Origin of the sequence: Aquibium pacificum (assembly GCF_040839445.1) — a bacterium.
In the GTDB taxonomy this organism is placed as follows: Bacteria; Pseudomonadota; Alphaproteobacteria; order Rhizobiales; family Rhizobiaceae; genus Aquibium; species Aquibium pacificus.
In genome coordinates this window covers 258,961-279,174 of sequence record NZ_JBDPGJ010000005.1, presented here as the reverse complement: position 1 = coordinate 279,174, position 20,214 = coordinate 258,961, and the positions used below count along the sequence as shown (strand labels likewise).

General features: G+C 66.7%; 21 protein-coding genes. 10 read left to right on the top strand and 11 right to left on the bottom strand.

Features of this window, described 5'->3' with window-relative positions; genetic code table 11:
* Positions 1–12 precede the first annotated feature (12 nt).
* The 7 genes from ABGN05_RS21755 to ABGN05_RS21725 all read left to right on the top strand — a co-directional run bounded on the left by ABGN05_RS21755 (position 13) and on the right by ABGN05_RS21725 (position 7,059).
* Entirely contained in the window at positions 13–1,092 is a 1,080-nt protein-coding gene (locus tag ABGN05_RS21755; RefSeq protein WP_373695975.1) for a patatin-like phospholipase family protein, read from the top strand.
* A gap of 200 nt (positions 1,093–1,292) precedes the next feature.
* Complete coding sequence (locus ABGN05_RS21750; RefSeq protein WP_367956150.1) at positions 1,293–1,562, top strand: BufA1 family periplasmic bufferin-type metallophore; 270 nt, start codon at positions 1,293–1,295, stop codon at positions 1,560–1,562.
* Between the two features lie 35 nt (positions 1,563–1,597).
* Entirely contained in the window at positions 1,598–2,626 is a 1,029-nt protein-coding gene (gene bufB, locus ABGN05_RS21745; protein WP_367956149.1) for an MNIO family bufferin maturase, read from the top strand.
* A complete protein-coding gene (locus ABGN05_RS21740) occupies positions 2,613–3,422 on the top strand; it encodes an HvfC/BufC family peptide modification chaperone (RefSeq protein WP_367956148.1) in 810 nt (269 codons plus the stop codon). The genes bufB and ABGN05_RS21740 overlap by 14 nt, the downstream gene beginning before the upstream one ends.
* Positions 3,409–3,873: a DoxX family protein gene (locus ABGN05_RS21735; RefSeq protein ID WP_367956147.1), complete on the top strand. Its 465-nt coding sequence runs from the start codon at positions 3,409–3,411 to the stop codon at positions 3,871–3,873. The genes ABGN05_RS21740 and ABGN05_RS21735 overlap by 14 nt, the downstream gene beginning before the upstream one ends.
* Before the next feature lie 2 nt (positions 3,874–3,875).
* Entirely contained in the window at positions 3,876–5,210 is a 1,335-nt protein-coding gene (locus tag ABGN05_RS21730; protein ID WP_367956146.1) for an NAD(P)/FAD-dependent oxidoreductase, read from the top strand.
* Positions 5,211–5,214: 4 nt separating this feature from the next.
* On the top strand, positions 5,215–7,059 hold the full coding sequence (locus ABGN05_RS21725; protein WP_373695974.1) for an adenylate/guanylate cyclase domain-containing protein: 1,845 nt from the start codon (positions 5,215–5,217) through the stop codon (positions 7,057–7,059).
* A gap of 302 nt (positions 7,060–7,361) precedes the next feature.
* Here ABGN05_RS21725 and ABGN05_RS21720 read toward each other — a convergent pair whose 3' ends face one another.
* The gene (locus tag ABGN05_RS21720; protein ID WP_367956144.1) at positions 7,362–7,958 is read right to left on the bottom strand and encodes a glutathione S-transferase family protein; all 597 of its coding nucleotides are present in this window, start codon (positions 7,956–7,958) and stop codon (positions 7,362–7,364) included.
* Between the two features lie 172 nt (positions 7,959–8,130).
* Between ABGN05_RS21720 and ABGN05_RS21715 the strand changes: the two genes are divergently transcribed.
* Complete coding sequence (locus tag ABGN05_RS21715; protein WP_367956143.1) at positions 8,131–8,760, top strand: flavin reductase family protein; 630 nt, start codon at positions 8,131–8,133, stop codon at positions 8,758–8,760.
* Positions 8,761–8,773: 13 nt separating this feature from the next.
* Here the strand turns inward: ABGN05_RS21715 and ABGN05_RS21710 are convergent, their stop codons facing one another.
* Genes ABGN05_RS21710 through ABGN05_RS21675 form a run of 8 tightly spaced genes read right to left on the bottom strand, consistent with a single transcriptional unit; the run spans position 8,774 to position 16,689 of the window.
* On the bottom strand, positions 8,774–9,565 hold the full coding sequence (locus ABGN05_RS21710; protein ID WP_367956142.1) for an alpha/beta fold hydrolase: 792 nt from the start codon (positions 9,563–9,565) through the stop codon (positions 8,774–8,776).
* 9 nt (positions 9,566–9,574) lie between these two features.
* Positions 9,575–10,246, bottom strand: coding sequence for a carboxymuconolactone decarboxylase family protein (locus tag ABGN05_RS21705; protein WP_367956141.1), 672 nt, complete (start codon positions 10,244–10,246; stop codon positions 9,575–9,577).
* Between the two features lie 13 nt (positions 10,247–10,259).
* Positions 10,260–11,276, bottom strand: coding sequence for an acyl-CoA dehydrogenase family protein (locus ABGN05_RS21700; RefSeq protein ID WP_367956140.1), 1,017 nt, complete (start codon positions 11,274–11,276; stop codon positions 10,260–10,262).
* A 2-nt stretch (positions 11,277–11,278) separates the two neighbouring features.
* Positions 11,279–12,445 carry an acyl-CoA dehydrogenase family protein gene (locus ABGN05_RS21695; RefSeq protein WP_367956139.1) on the bottom strand — a complete coding sequence of 389 codons (1,167 nt, stop codon included), beginning with the start codon at positions 12,443–12,445 and terminating at the stop codon, positions 11,279–11,281.
* Between the two features lie 4 nt (positions 12,446–12,449).
* Positions 12,450–14,561, bottom strand: coding sequence for an acetate--CoA ligase family protein (locus ABGN05_RS21690; protein ID WP_367956138.1), 2,112 nt, complete (start codon positions 14,559–14,561; stop codon positions 12,450–12,452).
* Positions 14,558–15,742, bottom strand: coding sequence for a CaiB/BaiF CoA transferase family protein (locus tag ABGN05_RS21685; RefSeq protein WP_367956137.1), 1,185 nt, complete (start codon positions 15,740–15,742; stop codon positions 14,558–14,560). Before ABGN05_RS21685 ends, ABGN05_RS21690 begins: the two co-directional genes overlap by 4 nt.
* A gap of 48 nt (positions 15,743–15,790) precedes the next feature.
* Positions 15,791–16,234 carry a MaoC family dehydratase gene (locus tag ABGN05_RS21680; protein WP_367956136.1) on the bottom strand — a complete coding sequence of 148 codons (444 nt, stop codon included), beginning with the start codon at positions 16,232–16,234 and terminating at the stop codon, positions 15,791–15,793.
* An 11-nt stretch (positions 16,235–16,245) separates the two neighbouring features.
* Positions 16,246–16,689 (bottom strand): FAS1-like dehydratase domain-containing protein, encoded by a 444-nt coding sequence (locus ABGN05_RS21675; RefSeq protein WP_367956135.1) that lies wholly within the window; start codon positions 16,687–16,689, stop codon positions 16,246–16,248.
* Positions 16,690–16,861: 172 nt separating this feature from the next.
* Here ABGN05_RS21675 and ABGN05_RS21670 point away from each other — a divergent pair, with 172 nt between their 5' ends.
* Together ABGN05_RS21670 and ABGN05_RS21665 are read left to right on the top strand one after the other, a co-directional pair.
* The gene (locus ABGN05_RS21670) at positions 16,862–17,776 is read left to right on the top strand and encodes a LysR family transcriptional regulator (RefSeq protein WP_367956134.1); all 915 of its coding nucleotides are present in this window, start codon (positions 16,862–16,864) and stop codon (positions 17,774–17,776) included.
* A 119-nt stretch (positions 17,777–17,895) separates the two neighbouring features.
* Entirely contained in the window at positions 17,896–18,426 is a 531-nt protein-coding gene (locus tag ABGN05_RS21665; protein ID WP_367956133.1) for a dihydrofolate reductase family protein, read from the top strand.
* Between the two features lie 81 nt (positions 18,427–18,507).
* On the opposite strand, the gene ABGN05_RS21660 is transcribed toward ABGN05_RS21665, so the two are convergent.
* Both ABGN05_RS21660 and ABGN05_RS21655 read right to left on the bottom strand, forming a co-directional pair.
* Positions 18,508–19,284 carry an alpha/beta fold hydrolase gene (locus ABGN05_RS21660; protein WP_367956132.1) on the bottom strand — a complete coding sequence of 259 codons (777 nt, stop codon included), beginning with the start codon at positions 19,282–19,284 and terminating at the stop codon, positions 18,508–18,510.
* Positions 19,284–20,162: an MBL fold metallo-hydrolase gene (locus tag ABGN05_RS21655; protein WP_367956131.1), complete on the bottom strand. Its 879-nt coding sequence runs from the start codon at positions 20,160–20,162 to the stop codon at positions 19,284–19,286. The genes ABGN05_RS21660 and ABGN05_RS21655 overlap by 1 nt, the downstream gene beginning before the upstream one ends.
* Positions 20,163–20,214: the final 52 nt, after the last annotated feature.

The following is a 20,214-nucleotide window of genomic DNA, read 5'->3' as shown; positions in this document are numbered from 1 at the left end:
GAGAAAACGGTCATGAACATGCATGCAAAACAAGAGGCGATCGAACCGATGGGGACGATTGCCGTATCCGTCATTCAGGAACCGAAGACGCTCAACCTCGCCCTCCAGGGCGGCGGAGCGCACGGGGCCTTTACCTGGGGCGTGCTCGACCGGCTGCTCGACGAAGACCATCTGTCTTTCGAAGGCGTGGTGGCGACAAGCGCCGGCGCGATGAACGCGGCGGTGCTCGCCTATGGCATGACCCAAGGCGGCCGCCGCGGCGCGCAGAAAGCGCTGGCGAATTTCTGGCGCCGAGTCAGCCACGCCGCCGCTTTCGGGCCGCTGCAGCCGAGCCCGCTCGACCGCATCGTAGGGTCGCGCGCGCTCGAGCACTCGCCGGCCTTCGTCGTCTTCGACCTCGTCACCCGGCTGATGTCGCCCTACCAGTTCAATCCGCTCAACTTCAATCCGCTGCGCCGCGTGCTCGAAGATTCAGTCGACGTCGACGCGATCCGCAAGTCGCGTTGCTCGATCAAGCTCCACATCTGCGCCACGAACGTCCGCACCGGAAAGGTAAAGGTCTTCGACAACGATGCGATCTCGATCGATGCGATCATGGCCTCGGCATGCCTGCCGTTCCTGTTCCAGGCCGTGGAAATCGACGGAGAGGCTTTTTGGGACGGCGGGTACATGGGCAACCCGGCGATCTTCCCGCTGATCTATTCCTCTGCGTCACCGGACGTGCTGATCGTTCACATCAACCCGATCGAGCGCGAGGAAGTACCCAAGACCGCAACCGAAATCCTCAACCGCATCAACGAGATCAGCTTCAACTCGTCGCTGCTGCGCGAAATGCGCGCCATCGCCTTCGTCACCAAGCTGATCGACATGAAGGCCGCGGGCGCGATGGATCTGAAGCGGATCTTCGTCCACGGCATCTCCGACGACGAAGCGATGCGCAAGCTGTCGGTGGCGAGCAAGCTCAATGCCGACTGGGAGGCGCTTACCGATCTGCGCGATCGCGGCCGGGAGCGCGCGGACGAATGGCTGCGCGGCAACCATGACGCCATCGGCCAGCGGTCGAGCGTCGACATCGAGGCGCGCTACCTCTGACGGCGGTGCGCCGGCCGCCTGGCGCCCGCTCTGAGAGGCCCTCCGGGACCGCCATCCCGGAGGGCCTTTCCGCGTGTGGAAGCGGATAGGGCGCGCCTATCGAAACGATGACGAGGCGGCATTTCAGTTCGGATCGGCGATCGACGAAAGTCTTCCTGACGGGACATCAAACCCGCCTTTTCCAACGAACGGAGCAGACCATGCTGGACACCAAGACGATCATCGGCACCGCATTCGCGGCGGCCGCCACCCTTTCGGCCGCGTCGGCTTTCGCCGGCCCTGCCGAGCAGCCGAGCTTCAAGTTCGAGAAGTGCTACGGCGTCGTGAAGGCCGGGCAGAACGACTGCCAGACCGCCACGCATTCCTGCGCCGGCACCTCGACCGCGGACGACCAGGTCGACGCCTGGATCTACTTGCCCGCCGGCACCTGCGGCAAGCTGACCGGCGGCAGCAATCAGCCGAAGAGCTGAACCGGTTTCTCGAGCCATCCCCAGGAGGACATCCCATGCCGAAGCAGCCCATCCCCCTCTCGATCCCCGCCGCTGCCGGCATCGGCCTGCGCTCGCCCCATATCGGGGAAATGCTGAGCCGTCGTCCGTCCGCGGGATGGCTCGAGATCCATGCCGAAAACTACATGGGCGACGGGCCTGCCGTCGCCGCCCTCGAACGCCTTTGCGAGACCTATCCGCTGTCGGTCCACGGCGTCGGACTCTCGCTCGGCAGCGCCACGGGCATCGATCGTCGGCACCTCGGCCGCCTGCGCGCCGTCTGCGACCGGTTCCAGCCGGCACTGGTCTCAGAACACCTGGCCTGGTCGCGGGCCGGCGGCGCGTTCCTCAACGACCTCCTGCCGCTCCGCTACGACGAGGAGGCGCTCGCCATCGTGGCCCGCAACCTCGACCTGGTGCAGGAGACGCTCGGCCGCCGTATCCTGGTCGAGAACCTGTCGGCCTATGTCGCTCTGGAAGGATCGACCATGAGCGAAGCCGAGTTCCTGGCCGAACTGGTCAAGCGAACGGGTTGCTGCCTGCTGCTCGACGTCAACAACGTCCACGTCTCGGCAAAAAACCTCGATTTCGACGCGCTCGCCTTTCTCGAGCAGCTCCCCATGGATGCGGTCGGCGAAATCCACCTCGCCGGACACGCCCGGAAGGACACCGATTTCGGTCTCGTCCTGATCGACGATCACGGCTCGCGCGTTCCGCCGGTCGTTTGGTCGCTCTATGCACACGTCATCGGACGGACCGGCCCTCGCCCGACACTAATCGAGTGGGACAGCGCACTGCCGTCGCTGGAAGTCCTGCTAGGAGAAGCCATGTGGGCGGATCTCCTGATGGAGACGATCGCCTTCGAGGCCCGTCGCGGCAACCGCAGACCCGCGCCTCGTCCCGCGCCGTCGTGGACAGCGTGCGTCGACAATCCCTTCGCGGCGAGCCCCGTGCGCCTGCCGGTCCTCACCGCATTCCAGACCATCCGCCCGGCCGCATGGCCGATCAGGGAGACTATGGGGAGGGTTCGCCGTGCTGCCGCTTGAAACGCTCCAGCGCCGCGTCGCCGGCGCCGTCCTCACCGGGGATGCCGCAGGCATTGCCCGCCTGCTCTGGGCCGGCCGCGCCGATCCCGTCGCGCGCATGCGCATCTACCGCAACAACACCGTCTCCTCGCTGACCGCGACCCTGATGAGCGTGTTCCCGGTGACAGTCCGGCTCGCCGGCGAGCGTCCTTTCCGCCGCGCGGCCTCGGCCTTCATCCACCATCTCCCGCCGGTCGAGCCGCGGCTCGTCCGCTACGGCGCCGAGTTTCCTCGCTTCCTCCGAACCTTCGAAGGGCTCGAGCGGATGCCCTTCGTCTCGGAGACCGCGCGGCTCGAATGGGCGATCGCCGAGGCCCTCGACGCGCCGGTCCTGCCGTCCTGTCCGGTCGCCTCGATCGCGGCCGCCATGAGGGTGACCGCACCGGACATACGGCTGCAGCCATCCTTGCGGATGCTGTTCTGCCACCGGCCCGCTCTTTCGATATGGACGGCCCACCAGGACGATGCCACCGCCGATCCCGCGGTGACGTCGGGAACCGGGTCCGAACGAATCGCCGTCTGGCGCAGAGGGGACCGTGTCGGCTTCCAGTTGCTCGGCGCGGCGGAGTTTGCCCTACGGCACGCCCTCGCACACGGCCAGGGACTGATCCGCGCCGCCGAACGCGCGCTTGCGCAAGAACCGGGATTCGACCTTGGCGCCGGCCTGTTCCGGCTCTTCTCCGACGGGCTGGTCACCGCAATCACGCAAGGAACCGACCTTTCCGCAATCCATGGAGGCTTTCATGACCACCGCTGAAATTCGCATGTCTCACGCACCCTTGACCGCACGCCTTTCGACATACGCCCGGCTTCCCGAACGCGTTCCATTCTGGGCCGTCCAGCTCACGGGCCGCATTGCCGTCGCCCACGTGTTCTGGAACTCGGCGCAGACGAAGCTCGCTTCCTGGGAAGTCACGCGGCAGCTCTTCGCCTATGAGTACGCTCTGCCGCTCATCGACCCGGACATTGCCGCTGTGCTGGGAACGGCGGCCGAGCTCGCCGGATCGGTGATGCTGGCGCTCGGCCTCTTCGCCCGCTTCGGCGCCCTGATGCTCATCGGGGTGGTGGCAACCATCCAGCTTTTCGTCTTTCCGGAGAACTGGGGCGATCACCTTCTTTGGTTCGCACTTCTCGCCCTGATCCTCGTGCGCGGTGCGGGTGCGGTTTCGATCGACGCGATCGCCGCGCGCGTCCTTTCCCGGAGGTGACCATGTTGCGCCTTGATGCGGACGCGGCGGCTCCAGTTCCTGCGATCGAGCGCGCATCTGCGCGCGTGGACCGCGCGATCGGACGAAAGCCGCGCATCGTGATCATCGGGGGCGGCTTCGGCGGCCTCAACGCGGCGATCGAGCTCAGGAAGGCGCCCGTCGAGGTCGCCCTCGTGGATCGGCGCAACCACCATCTGTTCCAGCCGCTCCTCTATCAGGTGGCGACGGCGGGGCTGTCGCCGGCGCAGATCGCGACCCCGATCCGCCGCATCCTGTCGGGGCAGAAGAACGCGACCGTCTACATGGAGACCGTGCAATCGATCGATCCGCGGGCGCGGACGGTGACGACCTGCACGCGAACCCTGTCCTACGACGTTCTCGTTCTCGCGACCGGTGCCCGCCACGCCTATTTCGGCCATGATGGCTGGGAAGCGTTCGCACCCGGACTGAAGACGATCGGCGATGCAACGGCGCTGCGTGCGCGTATTCTCACCGCCTTCGAGAAGGCCGAGGTCGGTGATCGCGGCGCCGAGCGGCAGCGCCTGATGACCTTCGTCGTCGTGGGCGGCGGCCCGACCGGCGTGGAAATGGCCGGCGCAATCGCCGAGCTCGCCCGCAAGGCGCTTGCAAGCGACTTCCGCAACATCGATATCGCCGAAACCCGGATCGTCCTCGTGGAAGCAGGCGACCGTGTTCTGCCGAGCTTCCCGGCTGGCCTGTCGCAAGCGGCGCAGGCCCAGTTGCAGGCGCTCGGAGTGATCGTGCGGCTTGGCGATGCCGTCGCCGCGATGGACGAGGAAGGGGTGACCCTGCACTCGGGAGAACGGATCCAGGCGGCGACGAAAGTGTGGGCCGCGGGCGTCATGGCTTCGCCTGCAGCGGATTGGATCGGCGCGGCCGCCGATCGCGCCGGCCGCGTAATGGTTTCCGCCGACCTCTCGATCCCCGGTCACCCCGAGATCTTCGCCATCGGCGACACCGCCAACGTTCGAGGGCCGGACGGCCGTCCCGTCCCTGGCGTCGCGCCTGCAGCCAAACAGATGGGACGCGACGTCGCCCGGCGGATCATCGCCGGACTGCGAGGACGCCGCGTGCCGCCCTTTGCCTACCGCGATGACGGGAACCTCGCCACGATCGGCCGCAAGGCGGCCGTCGCCGATTTCGGCCGCATCCGACTTTCTGGAACATTCGCATGGCTGGCCTGGAGCTTCGCCCACCTCTGGTTCCTGATCGGCTTTCGCAACCGCATCGTCGTCTTCCTGGATTGGGCCTGGGCCTATGCAACCTTCGACCGCAGCGCACGTCTCATCGTCGAACGACCGGAGCAGCCGCAGTAAGCGGATGCCGCGCCGTCCCCATGCCTTCCGCATGCCGCGGGTGCGGCTCGGGCATGCCCTCACAGCGCTGCTCCTGCTCGCGATCCTGTCGACGGCCTTCACCGTCCAGTTCCTGTGGCGCGGGACCGCAGACCGGAACGTCGACGGCGTGGTCGCGGCGCTGGAATCATCCAGCGTGGACGCTGTGCGGCGCGAACTCGAGAGCAGCTTCGCCGCCGCCGAAGCCTCGGCGGAAATCGTCAGATCGGTGCTGTTCCAGCGGACGATCACGGCCGATGACGAAGCCAAGCGCGAATTCCTGTTTCTTCCGCTTCTGCGGTCACACCCTCTGTTCGGCTGGATCGGATTCGGCTTTCCCGACGGCCGCTTCTTCGGCGCGCATGCACGATCGGACGGCAACATCGAGATGATCGAGATCGGCGCTGCCGGCCCAGACGGAGGGCGGCCGCTGCGGCGCGACGTCTATCGTCCGTTACCGGGCGACATTTTCTTTCTCGAACGGCAGAAGGGCGCTGCCACCTACGTTCCGGCGGGCTCGCCGTGGTACCGGAAGGGCTCTGCGACCGATCAGCCGATCTGGACCATGGCCGACGTCCTCGCGGCCGGCTTCGAGCCCTCCATCGTCGCCGCGAAACGCGTGGAAGTCCGCGGCGAATTCGCAGGCGTGGTCATGGTCGCGATCCCCCTCGATCGGCTGTCCGGTGTCCTTGCAAGATTGAACGTCACCGGCATGGGCGAGATCCACGTTCTCGGCGGGGACGGGACAGTGCTCGCTTCCTCGGAATCCGAGCGCTCGCTGGCCGCACGGCTCGCCGATTTTCCCGCCGAAGACGCCTTGGCGCATGCGGCCGATGGCGTGCTGTCGCACAGTTCCGACAGTGCGATCCGCACCGTCGTCAATGCCGGCGCAGCCGGACCGGTCCACGTCTCCGTGGCAGCACTTCCCTTCGACGGCTGGCGGGTTGTCACCGTCACGCCACGCTCGCGCTACACGGCCGAGATCGATCGCAACAGCCGGCGCATCACGATCGTCGTGCTCGTCCTCGTGGCGCTGGCGGCCGGAAGCGCGGTGCTGTTTGCGACGGTGTTCCTCACCTGGCCGGTGGCGCGACTCGCGGGGGAACTGCAGAAGGTCGAGCGCTTCGCGCTCTCGGCAATCGAACATCGGCCGACGCTTCTGGCCGAGCTCAACGACTTCTCGATCGCGCTCAGGAACATGGCGGGCGGGCTGGCCGCGTTCGCTCGCTACATGCCGCTCGACATCGTCAGGCCGCTCGTGGAGGGCGGCATCGACCCCCGGCCCGGCGGGACACTGCGCGAGGTGACGGTGATGTTCGCCGACATGCCGAATTTCACCGAACTGACCGAGCGGCTGGGACCGGACGTCGAGCCGTTCCTAACCGAATTCCTGACCATCGCGGTCGAGGCGGTTCATCGGGAGGGCGGCACTGTCGACAAGTTCATCGGCGATGCCGTCATGGCGATCTGGAACGCGCCGAACCCGGTTCACGACCACGCGATGCGCGCCTGCCGGGCGGCTGCGAGCATTCGCGACCGGATGCCGCGGCGCGATCCCGGGTCTGCCACGCCGCGCGTCCGGATTGGGATCAACACCGGGACCGCGCTGGTGGGGAACGTCGGCTCCGCGGAACGCCTGAGCTACACGGCGATCGGCGATACGGTAAACCTTGCGAGCCGGCTGGTCGGCACGGCGAAGGAACTCGGCATCGAGATCGCAGCCAGCGCGGCCACGGCGCTTGCAGTCGACCCGTCGGTCCACCTCCGCCCTATGGGAGTGGTCGCGATACGCGGACGTTCTGGTCGCGTCGACGTCTTCGAGGTGGTCTGACCCAGGGCCGTTCCCATCGTCCGTCAGGTCTGGATGCCGATGAGGACAAATTTCCCGGAGGTGACAGCGTGCCAGGGTTGCGGGCCCCCAGTCGGCCCCCTGTGGGCCGCGGTACGGTCGTCCTCACATTCGTGGTGCTCTCTGCTTGCGAACTGACCGAGATCCTCGGCACACCGGGACCGTCCATACCGACGGCTGCGTCAAGGGGGGCAGAAATCGGGGGTCGGCTGCTGTATGCGAGCTATTCGCCGGGTTCGACGCAGATCGGGGCCGTCCGGATCCTACGCCCGGTTCTCGTCATCTCACCCCATGCCCGGCGCCGCCGTCGAGACTTCCGGGTTGGCCCGGTCGAACCGGTCGGTCCACGTCGCCAGGGCGGGGTGTGACTCTTCCCACTCACCCTCAAAGCGAATCGACAGGTAGCCGAGCATGCCGCGCAGGGCGAGGGTAGCGGCGTCGGGTGCGAGGTCGGGGACTTCCGTTTCCAGCCGATCGAGCGTGCGCGTCGCCTTTTCCCACTGGCGGTCGATCCAGCCCTGGAACATCTTGTCTTCCGGACGGTAGCGCTTCTCGAACATGATCGCCTGGAGGCAGTCGCAGACGCCGTCACAGAGCGATTCGAATTGGGCCACCTCGATCAGCCGATCCGGATCCGCGGGATAGAGTTTTCCGCGGGACCACATGTCGAGGAAGCGCATGATGACCCGGCTGTCGTGGAGGGTGCGGCCGTCGTCCAGCAGGAAGACCGGCACCTTGCCGAGCGGGTTCGCCTCGAGGAATTCCGAAGTCGGCTGAAAGGCGTCGATGGCGCGCGACGTCGCGGGGAAGCCGACGTGAAGGACCGCCATTCGCGCCTTGGCAGCATAGGGCGACAGTTTCGAATACAGGATCTCGGCCATGTCCGGCCCTCCGCTTCGGGTGTAAGTTTCTGGACGTGCCGCCACTCAAGCACCGCGCGCGGTGGAGATCACCCGCACGAGGCGAAAAACACGCTTTCACCGGCAACAGGTTGACCCACGCGCGCGTCCGGTCGAAGACCGGCAGCCGCAACGACGTCCCGGAGCATTATCGTTGACCGAAAAACCGCCGCAGGACCTGGACCAGCATCTGGAAGTCGACCCCAAGATCTGGGCGCCGACCGACATCAACTTCATCCTGACCGGGCTCGTGGTGCCGCGCCCGATCGGATGGATCTCCACCCTGGCAGCGGACGGCGTGGCGAACCTCTCGCCCTTCTCCTTCTTCAACGTCGCGGCGAACGATCCGCCGCACGTGCTGTTCAGCATCTCGCCGACGACGAAGGACACGCTGGCGAACTGCCGCGAGACCGGCGAATTCGTCGTCAACATCGCCCATCGCGCCATTCTCGACCAGCTGGTGGAATCCTCGGCGGCGGTGCGGCCGCAGACCGACGAGTTCGAACTGACGGGGCTCAAGACCGCGCCGTCGGTCCGGGTGAAGCCGCCGCGCGTGGCCGCCGCGAAGGCGCATTTCGAATGCGTGAGCCGGCAGTTCGTGCCGGTTGGCCAGTCGATGCTGGTGATCGGCGAGATCGTGCATCTCCACATCGCCCCCGAAGTCTGGCGCGACGGGCGCGTGAGACCGGAACTGCTCGATCCCGTCGGACGCCTAGGCGGAAGCCTCTATACAGCGCTGGGCGAGGTCTTCTCGCGCCCGCCGCCGACCATCAACGAACGCTGACTGGCCGCCGGTTTCAGTCGGCGAGAAACTTCGAGATCGCTTCGGCGACCAGCCCCGGCGACTGGATGCACATGAAATGGCCGCCTTCTAGCGCCGCGAACGTGCGATCTCGCAGCGCGGCGGTTCCCGCGTCGACGGCTTCGGGCGGGCCGAAGGGATCGTGGCGGCCGGCGAGCACCAGCGTCGGACAGGCAATACCGGCGAGTTCGGGGCGCAAATCCTGGTCGACGAGGATGCGGTAGTTGGCGGCATAGCCTTCCGGATCGGCGCCGAGCCAGCGCGCGATGGCCAGCGACTTGGCATCGGGCGAGGACCAGAGGTCTTCCGGGAAGGCGCGCGGCAGCACGGTCTCGGCCAAGGCGCGCATACCATCGACCTCGATGCGGTCGGTGAGCGCCCGCGCCGCCTCGCGCCTTTCGGCCGGAACGCCCAGCGCGGGCCCGATGAGCACCAGCCGTTCGACGCGCGTCGAATGCCGCGTCGCGAAGCGCACGGCGACGGCGGCGCCCATCGCGGCGCCCGCAATCGTGACTTCGCCGCCGATGCCGAGATGGTCGAGCAGAGCGGCGACGTCGTCGGCAAGCGCGTCGAGATCGTTGGTGCCGCGTCGCTTCTCGGACATGCCGGCGCCGCGCAGGTCGTGGCGGACGATGCGCCAGCCGGCGGGCAGCAGCGGGATCATGCCGCCCCAGCTATCGAGGCTGCCACCGAGTTCGTGCACCAGCACCAGCGTGCGGGCGCCCTCTCCATCGAGGGCGTAGCGGCAGGCCGCGCCATTGATCTCGGCGAAGTTCACAACGGCCATGATCTTCTCCTATTCGACGAACTTGCCGTCGAGCACGTCCGCGAAACCGGGAATGCCGATGGTGCAGGTGTGGACGGAAAGAGCGGCCGACAGCTGCAGGATCGCGTAGATTTCGCGCTGGGTCGCGCCCTCGGCGAGTGCTGCGCGGATATGCTGGCGCACCCCGTCCTCATAGAGCGCGGTGGGCGCGGCGCAGACCGCGAGCGAGACGAGTTCGCGGTCTTTGGCCGACAGCGGCCCGGAGGCTGCGGCGTCCGCGTAGCCGCGATAGGTCTTCGCGAGATCGGGATCGATCTGGTCCATCCGATCACCATCCGTGCCGCCCGTCTCCTCGGCCAGCACCTTCAGGCCGAGATCGATCGGCTGGCGGGCGGCGAGCACCGTGGTGAGCAGGATGACCTGGAGGATCTCCTCCGGCGTCGCCCCGGCTTTCAGCGCGTATTCCATGTGTCGGCGGCCGCCGCGCTCGTACATGTGGTTCACCGACAGGTCGATGGCGATATACACGAACTCGCAGAGCTTTTTCGGCAACACGCCCGAATGGGTCGGGCCGGACTGGAAGGCTATATAGGCTTCGAGGAATTGCGGCGCGCGCTCGAGCAGCACGTCGTGGAAGCGCGCCCAGTAGCCGCGCGCGGCAATGATCCTCTCCTTCAAGGCTGCCTTTTCGGATACGTCCATGGTCTGACCTCCCTCAGTCGAGAAGATGGGCGGCGAGCCCTTCGCGTCCGTCCCTCATCCGCGCCAGCGTCGCGGTACGGAAGAGAATGCGCCGCAGCGGCAGGTGCAGGCCGTAATCCCAGGTGAAGGCGATGCCGCCATGCATCTGGACGCAGCGCTCGGCGACGCGGCGGCCGTGCTCGCCCACGTAGGAGGCGGCCGACAGGAGCGCCAGCGAGGCCTCTTCCGCCGCCGCGGTGTCCTCCTGCGCCTCGTCGAGCGCCCAGCCGGCATATTCGACCGCGGCCTTCATGGCTTCGAGCGACACCGCGCAGTCGGCGGCCATGTGCTTGACCGCCTGGTTCGAGCCGATCGGCTTTCCGAACTGCTTGCGCTCGGAGATGTAGGCGACGGTGCGTTCCAGGCAGGCATCGGCCGCGCCGACGATCTCGGCCAGCGCGAAGAGACGCAGCGCACGGTCCATGCCGTCCGCTCCATTGCCTGCTGCCGGGGCAGGCAGTCCGGAGATTTTCAGCCGGGCGGCGCCCGACGTGATGTCCGTCGTCTCCACGGGAGCGGCCTCGACATCGCCCGGTTCGACCAGGATCCAGTCGCGCGCGCCCTCCCCCGCGACGGGAAGGAGCAGGAAGCCAGCGGCAGCCCCGTGCGGGACGATCGCCTCGCCGGAAAGTTCTCCGCCGATCCTCTCGATGCCACCACTCACCGCCACGCCGGGGACCTCGCCGGCGGCGAGGCGCGACGCGATGTCGGGACGACTGCCAGAAAGGGCGACGGCGACCGCGAGCGCCTCCACCACGGGGGCGGCGACGATGGTCCGGCCTGCCTCCATCGCAACCGCGACGGCGTCAGTATGTCCCAGCGGCGAACCCTCCTCGCCCTCCCCGAACAGGCCGAGCGCGGCGAGCGCCTTCATTGGTTGGCCGGCATCATAGGGATACGGCGCGGCCTGGGTTACCGGCGGAAAGGATTTGAGGATCTTGGCGACGCTTTCGGCGAGTGTGCGTTGCTCGAAGGAGAAGTCGAAGTGCATCGTCACCTCCCCAGCCCGAGCATGCGCTCGCCGATGATGTTGCGCTGGACCTCGGAGGTGCCGGCGTAGATCGTCTCGGCGCGGATGTGCATATAGAGGAAGCGGAACCGCTCGGCTTCCGGCAGGTCGAGCACGAAATCCTCTGCGAAGATCTCTGACGCGAAATCCATGATACGCTGGTGCATCTCGCTCCAGAACAGCTTCACCACGCTCGCTTCCGAGCCGATCTCGCAGCCGTTGACGACGCGGCTTGCGACCTTGAGGTTCATGAGCCGGTGCATCCTGAGTTCGGCAAGCAGCGCCCCTGCGCGCTGGCGGAACCAGGGGTCGGCCGCCTTGTCCGACCGGCGCTTCAGGCTGGCGATCAGCTGGAGGAATTCTGCGGTGAAGCGCGACTGGCGGTAGAATCGCGCCGTTGCCCTCTCGAAGCCGAGCACGCCCACGGCCGCGTTCCAGCCTTCGTTGACGGCGCCCAGATGCGCGTCGAGCGGGATGCGCACATTGTCGAAGAAGACCTCGTTGAACTCGCTGCGCCCGGTGATCTGGCGCAGCGGGCGCACGGTCACGCCCGGTGTCTTCATGTCGAGGAGGAAGAGCGTCAGCCCCTTGTGCTTGGGCGCATCCGGATCGGTGCGGGCGAGCAGGATGCACTTGTTGGCGTGATGCGCGAAGCTGGTCCACAGCTTCTGGCCGTTGACGACCCAGTGGTCTCCGTCGCGCACGGCGCGCGTCCGGAGGCCCGCGAGGTCGGAGCCGGCGTCGGGCTCGGAAAAGCCTTGGCACCAGATGTCGTCCAGCCGTAGCATGCGCGGGATGACGGTCTTCTTCTGCTCCTCCGTGCCGAGCGCGAGAACGATCGGGCCGACGAGTTCCTTGCCGAGCGTGTTGATGCCTTCCGGCGCCGAGACGCGGCCGAGTTCCTCCGATGCGATGAGGTGTTCGACGAGCGTCAGGCCCTGACCGCCATAGGCCTTCGGCCAGTGGATGCCCTGGTAGCCCGCGGCGTAGAGCCGGCGCTCCCAGTCGGTCTGGAAGGGGGCGTTCTCGGCATCGTCGTCCGGCCCCATGAAGCGCGGCCCGCCCCAGTCGGGCGGAAGGTTTTCCGCCAGCCAGCCGCGCAGGCGCATCCGGAAGGCGTTCTGCTCGGGGGTGAAGGAGACGTCGACCATGGGCTTAGCCGGGGGTGCGCAGTTGAAGCAGCATATCGAGAGACGTGCCGCCCTTGGGAAGCGCCACGAAAGGGTTGACCTCCAGGCTTTCCACCGTATCGCGGTTGGCGGCGGCGAAGCGTGAGACCGCCACGATCGCCTGCGCCAACGCCTCGCGGTCGGCGGGCGGAGCGCCGCGCCAGCCATCGAACAGGGCGCTGCCCCGGATCGCGCCGATCATCTCTTGCGCCTGTTCGGTATCGACCGGGGCCGGTGCGAAGACGACGTCCTTGAGCGCCTCGGCCATCGTGCCGCCGAGGCCGAACATGACGACGGGGCCGAAGTCCGGATCGTTCTGCGAGCCGACGATCGTCTCGATGCCGCCGGTCAGCATCGGCGCGATCGTCGCGCCCGATATCCGCGCGTCCGGCGCATGGCGGCGCACGTCGGCCATCATGCGCGCCCAGGCGTCCCGGAGCGCAGCTTCGTCGCGGATCGAAAGGACGACGCCGCCGACCTCGGTCTTGTGCTGGATGTCGGGCGAGGAAATCTTGAGGACGACAGGCCAGCCGATTTCCCCGGCACACGCGACCGCCGCCTCGACGGTTTCGGCGAGCCTCGACGGGAGATCCGGGATGCCGAGCGCGGCGAGAAGCGCAGCGCCGGAGGCGGGATCGGCCGCGGCCTTTGCGAGGGTGGCCTGGTCCGTGGCGGAACCCGCGTCCTGGTGACGCGCGGGTCGGGCGAAGTGGCGGGCGAAATGCGTCAGGGCAGAGACCGCTGTGACTGCCCGGTTCGGATCCTCGAACACGATGAAGCCCGCATCGGTCATTTCGGCGCGGAAATCGGCCGCCGCACGGGTGACGATCGCCATGACGCGGTCGGGATGGTTTTTCGCCACCTCGCGCAGCATGGGTTTGAGCACGTCGGTGACCGAGGGCGTCTTGCCCATGTGGGCCATGAAGATGAAGAGGATCGGCACGTCGGCGCGGGTGGCAACGATGTCGATCACCTGGCCGTAGAGGCGGATATCGTTGGAGACCTGCGCGGTCGTGTCGACCGGATTGCCGGTGCTGGCGAGCGGCAGCAGCGCCCTGATCTCTTCGGCAGCGGTTGTGTCGAGCGGCGGCAGAGCGATGTTCGCCTCGGCGCAGGCGTCGGCCATCATGATGCCGACACCGCCCGACGGGGTGATGATGATCGCGTCTTCACCGGCCGGCAGCTTTCCCGTACTGGCCGCGAGCGCGATGTCGACTGCCTCCTCGATGGTGTGGGCCGACCAGGCGCCGTATGCGGCGAGCACCGCATCGAACACCTGCTTCGATCCGGCGAGCGACCCGGTGTGCGACTTGACGGCGGCCAGCCCCTGCTCGCTGGAACCGGGCTTGATGGCGATGACCGGCTTGCGCGCAAGCCTTGCTGCCTCCAGCGCGCGCTTCAGGCGCTCGCCGTCGCGGCAGCCTTCCATGTAGGCGACGATGACGCGGGTGTCGGCGTCGCCCGCCAGCCATTCGATGCAGTCGGCGACGTCCACGTCGGCCTCGTTGCCGGTGGCGATGAAGTGGCTGAAGCCGATACCGGCCTCCGCCGCGAGCGCCATGATGTAGGTGCCGACCGCGCCGCTCTGGCTGGCGATGCCGACCGTGCCCTTGCGCGGCCAGACGTTGTCGAGCGCGGCCGAGAACGTGGCGTAGAGACCGGTGTGAAAGTTGATGAGGCCGAGGCTGTTGGGGCCGAGCAGCCGCGCGCCGGCGGCGCGGCACGTAGCGGCGATGCGCTCCTGTGCCTCGCGCCCGGCCTCGTCGATCTCGCCGAAGCCGGCGCTGAAGAGTACGATCGAGCGCACACCCGCCTGAAGGCATTCCTCGATGGCGCCTTCCGCGAGCTTGGCTCCGACCGCCACGACGGCGAGGTCCGGCATCTCATCGAGGTCGGAAATGCTCTTCGCGGCCTTCAATCCGAGGATCTCGGGCCGGTTCGGGTTGATTGGCACGATGGAGCCCTGGAAATGCTCCTTCATCAGCGCAACCGGCTTGCCGCCGATCTTCACCGCGTCCGAGGAGGCCCCGATCACGGCGACGCTGCGCGCGCGCATCATGGCGTCGAGACCCGACGCCCCACCCGCGGCTGCGTTCATTTCCGCACTCCCGACAGTTCCTCGATCTCCGCCTCGGAGAAGCCCGCTTCCGAAAGTATCTCGGCCGAGTGCTCGCCCAGCCCGGGATAGCCGCGGCTCATCCGGCCTGGCGATTTATGCAGCCGGAACGGCGTCCCGACATAGCGCTCCCCGTCGCCGTGGTGGAAGATGCCTCCTACGGCCTCGAGTTGCGGATGCTCGGTTGCCTCGGCGATGCCGTTGACGATCGACACGTTCACCTTCGCACGGCTCAGCTTGTCGTGGATCTCGTGCTTGCCGAGGCGGCGCGTAACGGCCGATATCGCTTCGACCACGTCCTTGCGCAGGCGCAGCCGTTCCGAGGCCGTCCTGAAGGCCTCCACGCCGAGCGTCTCGGGATCGAGCGCGGCGGCGAGCCGCCGCCACATCTCGTCGGACGGGGCGATGATGACGACGTAACCGTCATTGGCGGGGAAGGCCTGGTTGGGCACGCTCAGATGATTGGCGGTGCCCATTCGCTTGTGCTCGTTTCCGGTCAGCCAGTAGTCCTGGTAGAAATAGCTCATCAGATGCGCGGATGAGAGCAGCAGGGACGTGTCGAGCCGCTGCCCCTCACCCGTGCGCTCGCGGTGGAACAGCGCGGCGAGCACGCCGCTGACGATCGCGAGGCTCGCGTGCAGGTCGACGATGGCGCTGCCTGCCCGCGCCGGTGGCCCGCCCTCCTCGCCGGTGATGCTCATCAGGCCGGAATGCGCCTGCAGCGCGAGATCGTTGGCGCCGATGTCGGCGAGCGGCCCGACCGGCCCGTAGGCGTGGAAGTCGCAATAGATCATTCCGGGATGCTCGGCGCAGAGATCGTCGTAGCCGATGCCCCAGCGCTCCATGGTGCCCGGCCGAAAGTTGTTCAGCACGACGTCCGACCGCAGCATCAGGCGTCGCACCGCGTCGCGCCCGGTGTCGGTCGCCAGATCGAGAACGATCGAGCGCTTGTTGCGGTTGAAGGAGCGGAAGGACGGGCTCGGCGCGCCGATCTTTTCGAGTTCCTCCTTGGTCACGCCCAGATAGCGGCATTCGTCACCGCCCTTGGGACTTTCGACCTTGATCACGTCCGCGCCCAGATCGCCCAGCATCTGGGCCGAATCCGGTCCCGCGAAAATGCGCGACAGGTCGAGGACGCGGATACCCTGAAGAACCTCACTCATTTGACATTCCCGGCGGCAGTCGTCATTCGCTCGTGCCGGTGCGCGGCATCAGACGAACACCGTGGCTTCGCCAGTCGTCAGCTTGGTTCCGGCGTCGTCCTCGCACCAGACGTCCAGTCGGCAGGCCTTCCCCTCGCCCGACGGCTCCACCGCGGTGACGCGGGCGCGCGTGACGACGATCTGGTCCTCGTAGATCGGCGCGACGTACTTCGTCCGCAGCTTGCAGCGGCCCGCCACGTCTGGGCCGTAGACGTCGATCAAAAGGCCAAGGATCCAGTTGGTGGATATCATCCCGTCGGCGATGATGCCCGGCAGCCCCTGCTTGCGCGCATACTCGTCGTCGTCGTGGATGGTGGGTTCCTGGGTGTGGATCCTGCCGTCGTCTGCGGCGATGGTAGGCTGCGCATCGACGTACCAGCGCATGCGCTCGCGCGTCATCGGACGCGGCGGCAGCGAGAACTCCGAACCCGGCTCGAGCTTTTCGGCGTGCATCTCGGTTCTCCTCACGCGGCTTTTTCGGCGGAGCGATAGGCCAGAATCACCCGATCGACGTAGCGCACCACGAGACGGCCGGTCGCAACGTTGGTCAGTTCCATCTGGAGCACCACGTAGTCGCGGCCGTTCTTCTGGTAGCGGTCCGTGATCTCGCCGCGCACGCTCAGGCGGTCACCGACGCGGACCGGCTCGAACACCTCCACGTTGTATTCGAAATGGATGCGGGCGCTGGGACCCGTTCCGCCCGGACAGGCGTGCTTATAGAGGCGCAGCTTGTCGAGGTGGATCAGCGTGGGCGGCATGACGAGATCGCCCTCGCGCCCCTGGAAGCAGGGGTGGTGCATCTCGACCGCATGCGAGTACTCGCGCACCACGAATGGGCTCAGCGTGTATTCGACCGGACCGAGCACGTCGCCCTTGTCGAGATCGCTCACAACGCCGCCTGTCGCCATACTCGTGTCCTCCACCTCGCCGCCGCTCCCCGGCGGCTTGCGCACGCAGACCTAACACGCTGCCAACAACGCCTGAACGCACAGTGGGCACAGGCTATCTTTTCGGAAATTGAAAAGATAACCGGGATATTGTAGCTGACCTCAAACGGAATGCAGGCTTCGGACGGCTGAAATGGAATGGGTACAGACCTTGCGGTCCTTCGTCAGCGCTGTCCAGCAGGGCAGTCTCTCGGGCGCGGGGCGGCTGCTCGGGAGTTCCCCGGCCTCGATCTCGCGCCATATCACCTCGCTCGAGGAGCAACTCGGCACGCAGCTCCTGAAGCGCTCGAGCCGCGCCCTGGCACTGACGGAGGCAGGCGAACTCTACTATGCGCAGGTCGAGCAGATCCTGCAGCAGCTGGCGGAGGCCAACCGCAGCGTCACCCAGCTCCAGACCAAGCCGGAGGGGGTGCTGCGCGTGCATACGCGCATGCTCGTGGGACAGCTGATCATCCTGCCTCATCTGCATGAATTCATGGCGCAGTATCCCGACATCCGGATCGACATCGTTTTATCCAACAACATCGCCCCGGTGATGGACCAGGGCGTCGACGTCGACATCCGCATCGGCAAACTCGAGGATTCCTCGCTGATCGCCCGAAAGCTCACCGGCAGCGAACGGGTCGCGGTCGCCACCCGGGCCTATCTCAAGGATCGGCCTCCGATCTACTCGCCGCAGGACCTGCGCGACCACAATTGCCTGACCTACCGGATCAACCTCGGCACGACGGTCTGGCGCTTCATGGACGCCGAAAAGCGCATCGACGAGGTACCGGTGCGCGGCTCCGTGCAGACGGATTTCGGCTACGCGCTGGTGGTACTGGCCAAGGCCGACGTCGGCATCGCGCTGCTTCCGGACTGGGCGGTGCACCGCGAACTCGCCGATGGCCAGCTCGTGCGCCTGCTGCCCGGCTACAAGGTCAGCCACGTGGACTTCGAGAACGGCGTCTACGCGGTGTTTCCGGCCAGTCGCCAGACATCCTTCAAGCTGCGGCTTTTCGTCGATTTCCTCGCGCAAGTCTTCAAGCGGGAACTGGCGAACCTCTAGCCCAGAGGCCTGTTGATCGTTGCCCGCGGAGTTGACCGCGGGCAGGTGCCCGATTGTCGCCCGGGGCGTTTCCACCTACCCTCGAAGACTTCAGGGAGACGGCGAGGAGAAAATCCCCTGTGGCGAAGCTCGTATACGCATTGAACATGTCGCTGGACGGCTACGTCGACCATATGGCCTTCGCACCCGATCCCGTGCTTTTTCGTCATTTCATCGAGGACGTGCGCAGCATGGCGGGCACCGTGTACGGACGGCGCATGTACGAGGTGATGCGGTATTGGGACGAAGATCGTCCGGAGTGGAACGACGCAGAACGCGACTATGCGAGGGTCTGGCGCGACCAGCCGAAGTGGGTCGTGTCGCGTTCACTGAAATCGGTCGGTCCGAACGCCACCCTTGTCGCGGATGATATCGCAGCGACGATCCGCGGGTTGAAACGTCAACTCGATGGAGAGATGGAGGTTTCCGGACCGGAGTTGGCGGGAAGCCTGACCGAACTCGGCCTGGTAGACGAGTATCGCGTGTACATCCATCCCGTCGTGCTCGGCGGCGGAACGCCGTTTTTCGCCAAGGCACGACCCCGATTACGCCTCACGTCGAGCGATCGCATCGGCCCTGACGTGATCAAGCTGACATACGTACCGGCATAGCCAAGCGTACCGGAATAGCCAAAACGACTGCCCAGGCGGACGCCGAAGAGATTGCGCCAGGGGACGGTTCAACCGCCGTGCTCAAGCCACCAATTTCGCCGCGAACCGCCGCAGTTCGGCGACGAAGCGCTCCGGCGCCTGGAACGGGATGAAATGCGCGACGTCCTCGAAGCGCACCACCTCGGCCTGGGGCACGAGCGAGGAGATCACTTCCGCGCTGTCGGCTGGCATCAGCACGTCCTGGCCGCCCGGGATGAGCAGGACCGGGCAGGAGATGTTGGGAAGGATCGGCCTGATGTCGATGTCGAGGAAGCCGAGCACCGACAGCGCATAGGCCTCCGGATCCTGTGAGGCGTAGCGTTCGAGGTAGCGCTCGAAGCGCTCGTCGTGCGCCATGCCCTGGAAGGTCCGTTCGGCGGCGGCCGGCAGCAGGACCTGCATGCCTTTTGCCCGAACCTCGCCGACGCGAGCGCGCAGCATCTCCTTGACCGCGTCGGCATTCCGCACGCCCGGATTGGTCATGATCAGACCGGCGCAGCGGTCGGGAGCCGCGGCGGCCGCGACGGCGGCCACCATACCGCCGATCGCGCAGCCAGCGAAGATCGCACGGCTGACGCCGAGCCTGTCCAGCAATGCGATCAGATCGGCCGCATGCTGCTGCGCCGTCACCGGCTCGGGCGGATTTGGCGTGCGGCCCGATGCCTGCAGGTCGGGCACGATGCAGCGGAAGTCCTTCGCAAGGTCCGCCACCGCCTCGTCCCAGAAGCGGCCGTCGGTTCCCAGCGCGTGGACCAGAAGGAGCGCGGGGGCGTCGGGACGTCCGTGCGTCTCGACCCTCAGTTCGACCAGTTTCGCCATCACATCACGTCCGGAGCGGGTTCGAAGCGATAGCCGCCGCCGTCGCGGCGCACGTAGCCGCCGAAGGGGCGCCCGAAATGCGAGGGCAGCAGCAGCGCGCCTTCGTCTGCCGCGTGCTTCAGGACCTTGGCGCGGGTCTCGCGCGCCATGTCCTGGTTTTCGCAGTACTTGCTGTTCCACTCCGGATACAGGATCTGGATCGGCTGGTGCATCACATCGGTGATGAAGAAGGCTTCCTGCCCCTTCGACCGGACGCGCAGGCCGGTCATGCCGGGTGCGTGGCCGGGGATGGGAACCATGTCGAGCCCCTCGCCCAGACTTTCGGTGCCTTCCACCACGTCGACCAGTCCGGCGTCGAGCACGGGCTTCACCGTATCGAGGTAGGTGTTCCACGAGGCCGGCGGCCTGGACGCGGCACCGCGCTCGGGATCGCGGGCCTCCAGTTCCTTCGCCGACATTTTGTAGCGCGCATTCGGGAACATCGGCACCCACCGATCGCCCTCGCGCTTCGTGTTCCAGCCGACGTGGTCCACGTGGAGATGCGTCAGGAAGACGGTGTCGACCGATTCGGGATCGACGCCGGCCGCGACTAGGCCGCGATCCAGATGGCGCTTCTGCATGTGGAAGCGGGGCGACAGCGGCCGGTCGCGATCGTCGCCGCCGCCGGTGTCGATGATGATCGTGCGGTCGCCGCGGCGCAGAATCCACACATGGATCATCGATTGGAGGACGTTGCGCTCGGCGTTGTAATAGTGCGGTTCCATCCACCCGCGGTTCTGCGCGATGATGTTCTCGTCCAGTCCGGCGAAGAGATCGACCGGCTCGTCCAGCACCACCTCTTCGACACGCGAAATCTTGAAATCGCCGATCTCTAGCATGCATCCTCCTTTTGCATATGCTGGCAATATAACGCCCGTATTCGGGTCGCAG

Bases quoted from the DNA above. Each gene is read 5' to 3' on its own strand.
- ABGN05_RS21750 (WP_367956150.1), top strand. From the start codon at position 1,293: ATGCTGGACACCAAGACGATCATCGGCACCGCATTCGCGGCGGCCGCC.
- ABGN05_RS21705 (WP_367956141.1), bottom strand. From the start codon at position 10,246: ATGGACGTATCCGAAAAGGCAGCCTTGAAGGAGAGGATCATTGCCGCG.
- ABGN05_RS21680 (WP_367956136.1), bottom strand. From the start codon at position 16,234: ATGCACGCCGAAAAGCTCGAGCCGGGTTCGGAGTTCTCGCTGCCGCCG.
- ABGN05_RS21655 (WP_367956131.1), bottom strand. From the start codon at position 20,162: ATGCTAGAGATCGGCGATTTCAAGATTTCGCGTGTCGAAGAGGTGGTG.
- ABGN05_RS21685 (WP_367956137.1), bottom strand. From the start codon at position 15,742: ATGAGTGAGGTTCTTCAGGGTATCCGCGTCCTCGACCTGTCGCGCATT.
- ABGN05_RS21695 (WP_367956139.1), bottom strand. From the start codon at position 12,445: ATGGTCGACGTCTCCTTCACCCCCGAGCAGAACGCCTTCCGGATGCGC.
- ABGN05_RS21660 (WP_367956132.1), bottom strand. From the start codon at position 19,284: ATGGCGAAACTGGTCGAACTGAGGGTCGAGACGCACGGACGTCCCGAC.
- ABGN05_RS21730 (WP_367956146.1), top strand. From the start codon at position 3,876: ATGTTGCGCCTTGATGCGGACGCGGCGGCTCCAGTTCCTGCGATCGAG.
- ABGN05_RS21675 (WP_367956135.1), bottom strand. From the start codon at position 16,689: ATGGCGACAGGCGGCGTTGTGAGCGATCTCGACAAGGGCGACGTGCTC.
- ABGN05_RS21720 (WP_367956144.1), bottom strand. From the start codon at position 7,958: ATGGCCGAGATCCTGTATTCGAAACTGTCGCCCTATGCTGCCAAGGCG.
- ABGN05_RS21690 (WP_367956138.1), bottom strand. From the start codon at position 14,561: ATGAACGCAGCCGCGGGTGGGGCGTCGGGTCTCGACGCCATGATGCGC.
- ABGN05_RS21700 (WP_367956140.1), bottom strand. From the start codon at position 11,276: ATGCACTTCGACTTCTCCTTCGAGCAACGCACACTCGCCGAAAGCGTC.
- ABGN05_RS21755 (WP_373695975.1), top strand. From the start codon at position 13: ATGAACATGCATGCAAAACAAGAGGCGATCGAACCGATGGGGACGATT.
- ABGN05_RS21670 (WP_367956134.1), top strand. From the start codon at position 16,862: ATGGAATGGGTACAGACCTTGCGGTCCTTCGTCAGCGCTGTCCAGCAG.
- ABGN05_RS21735 (WP_367956147.1), top strand. From the start codon at position 3,409: ATGACCACCGCTGAAATTCGCATGTCTCACGCACCCTTGACCGCACGC.
- ABGN05_RS21725 (WP_373695974.1), top strand. From the start codon at position 5,215: ATGCCGCGCCGTCCCCATGCCTTCCGCATGCCGCGGGTGCGGCTCGGG.
- bufB (WP_367956149.1), top strand. From the start codon at position 1,598: ATGCCGAAGCAGCCCATCCCCCTCTCGATCCCCGCCGCTGCCGGCATC.
- ABGN05_RS21710 (WP_367956142.1), bottom strand. From the start codon at position 9,565: ATGGCCGTTGTGAACTTCGCCGAGATCAATGGCGCGGCCTGCCGCTAC.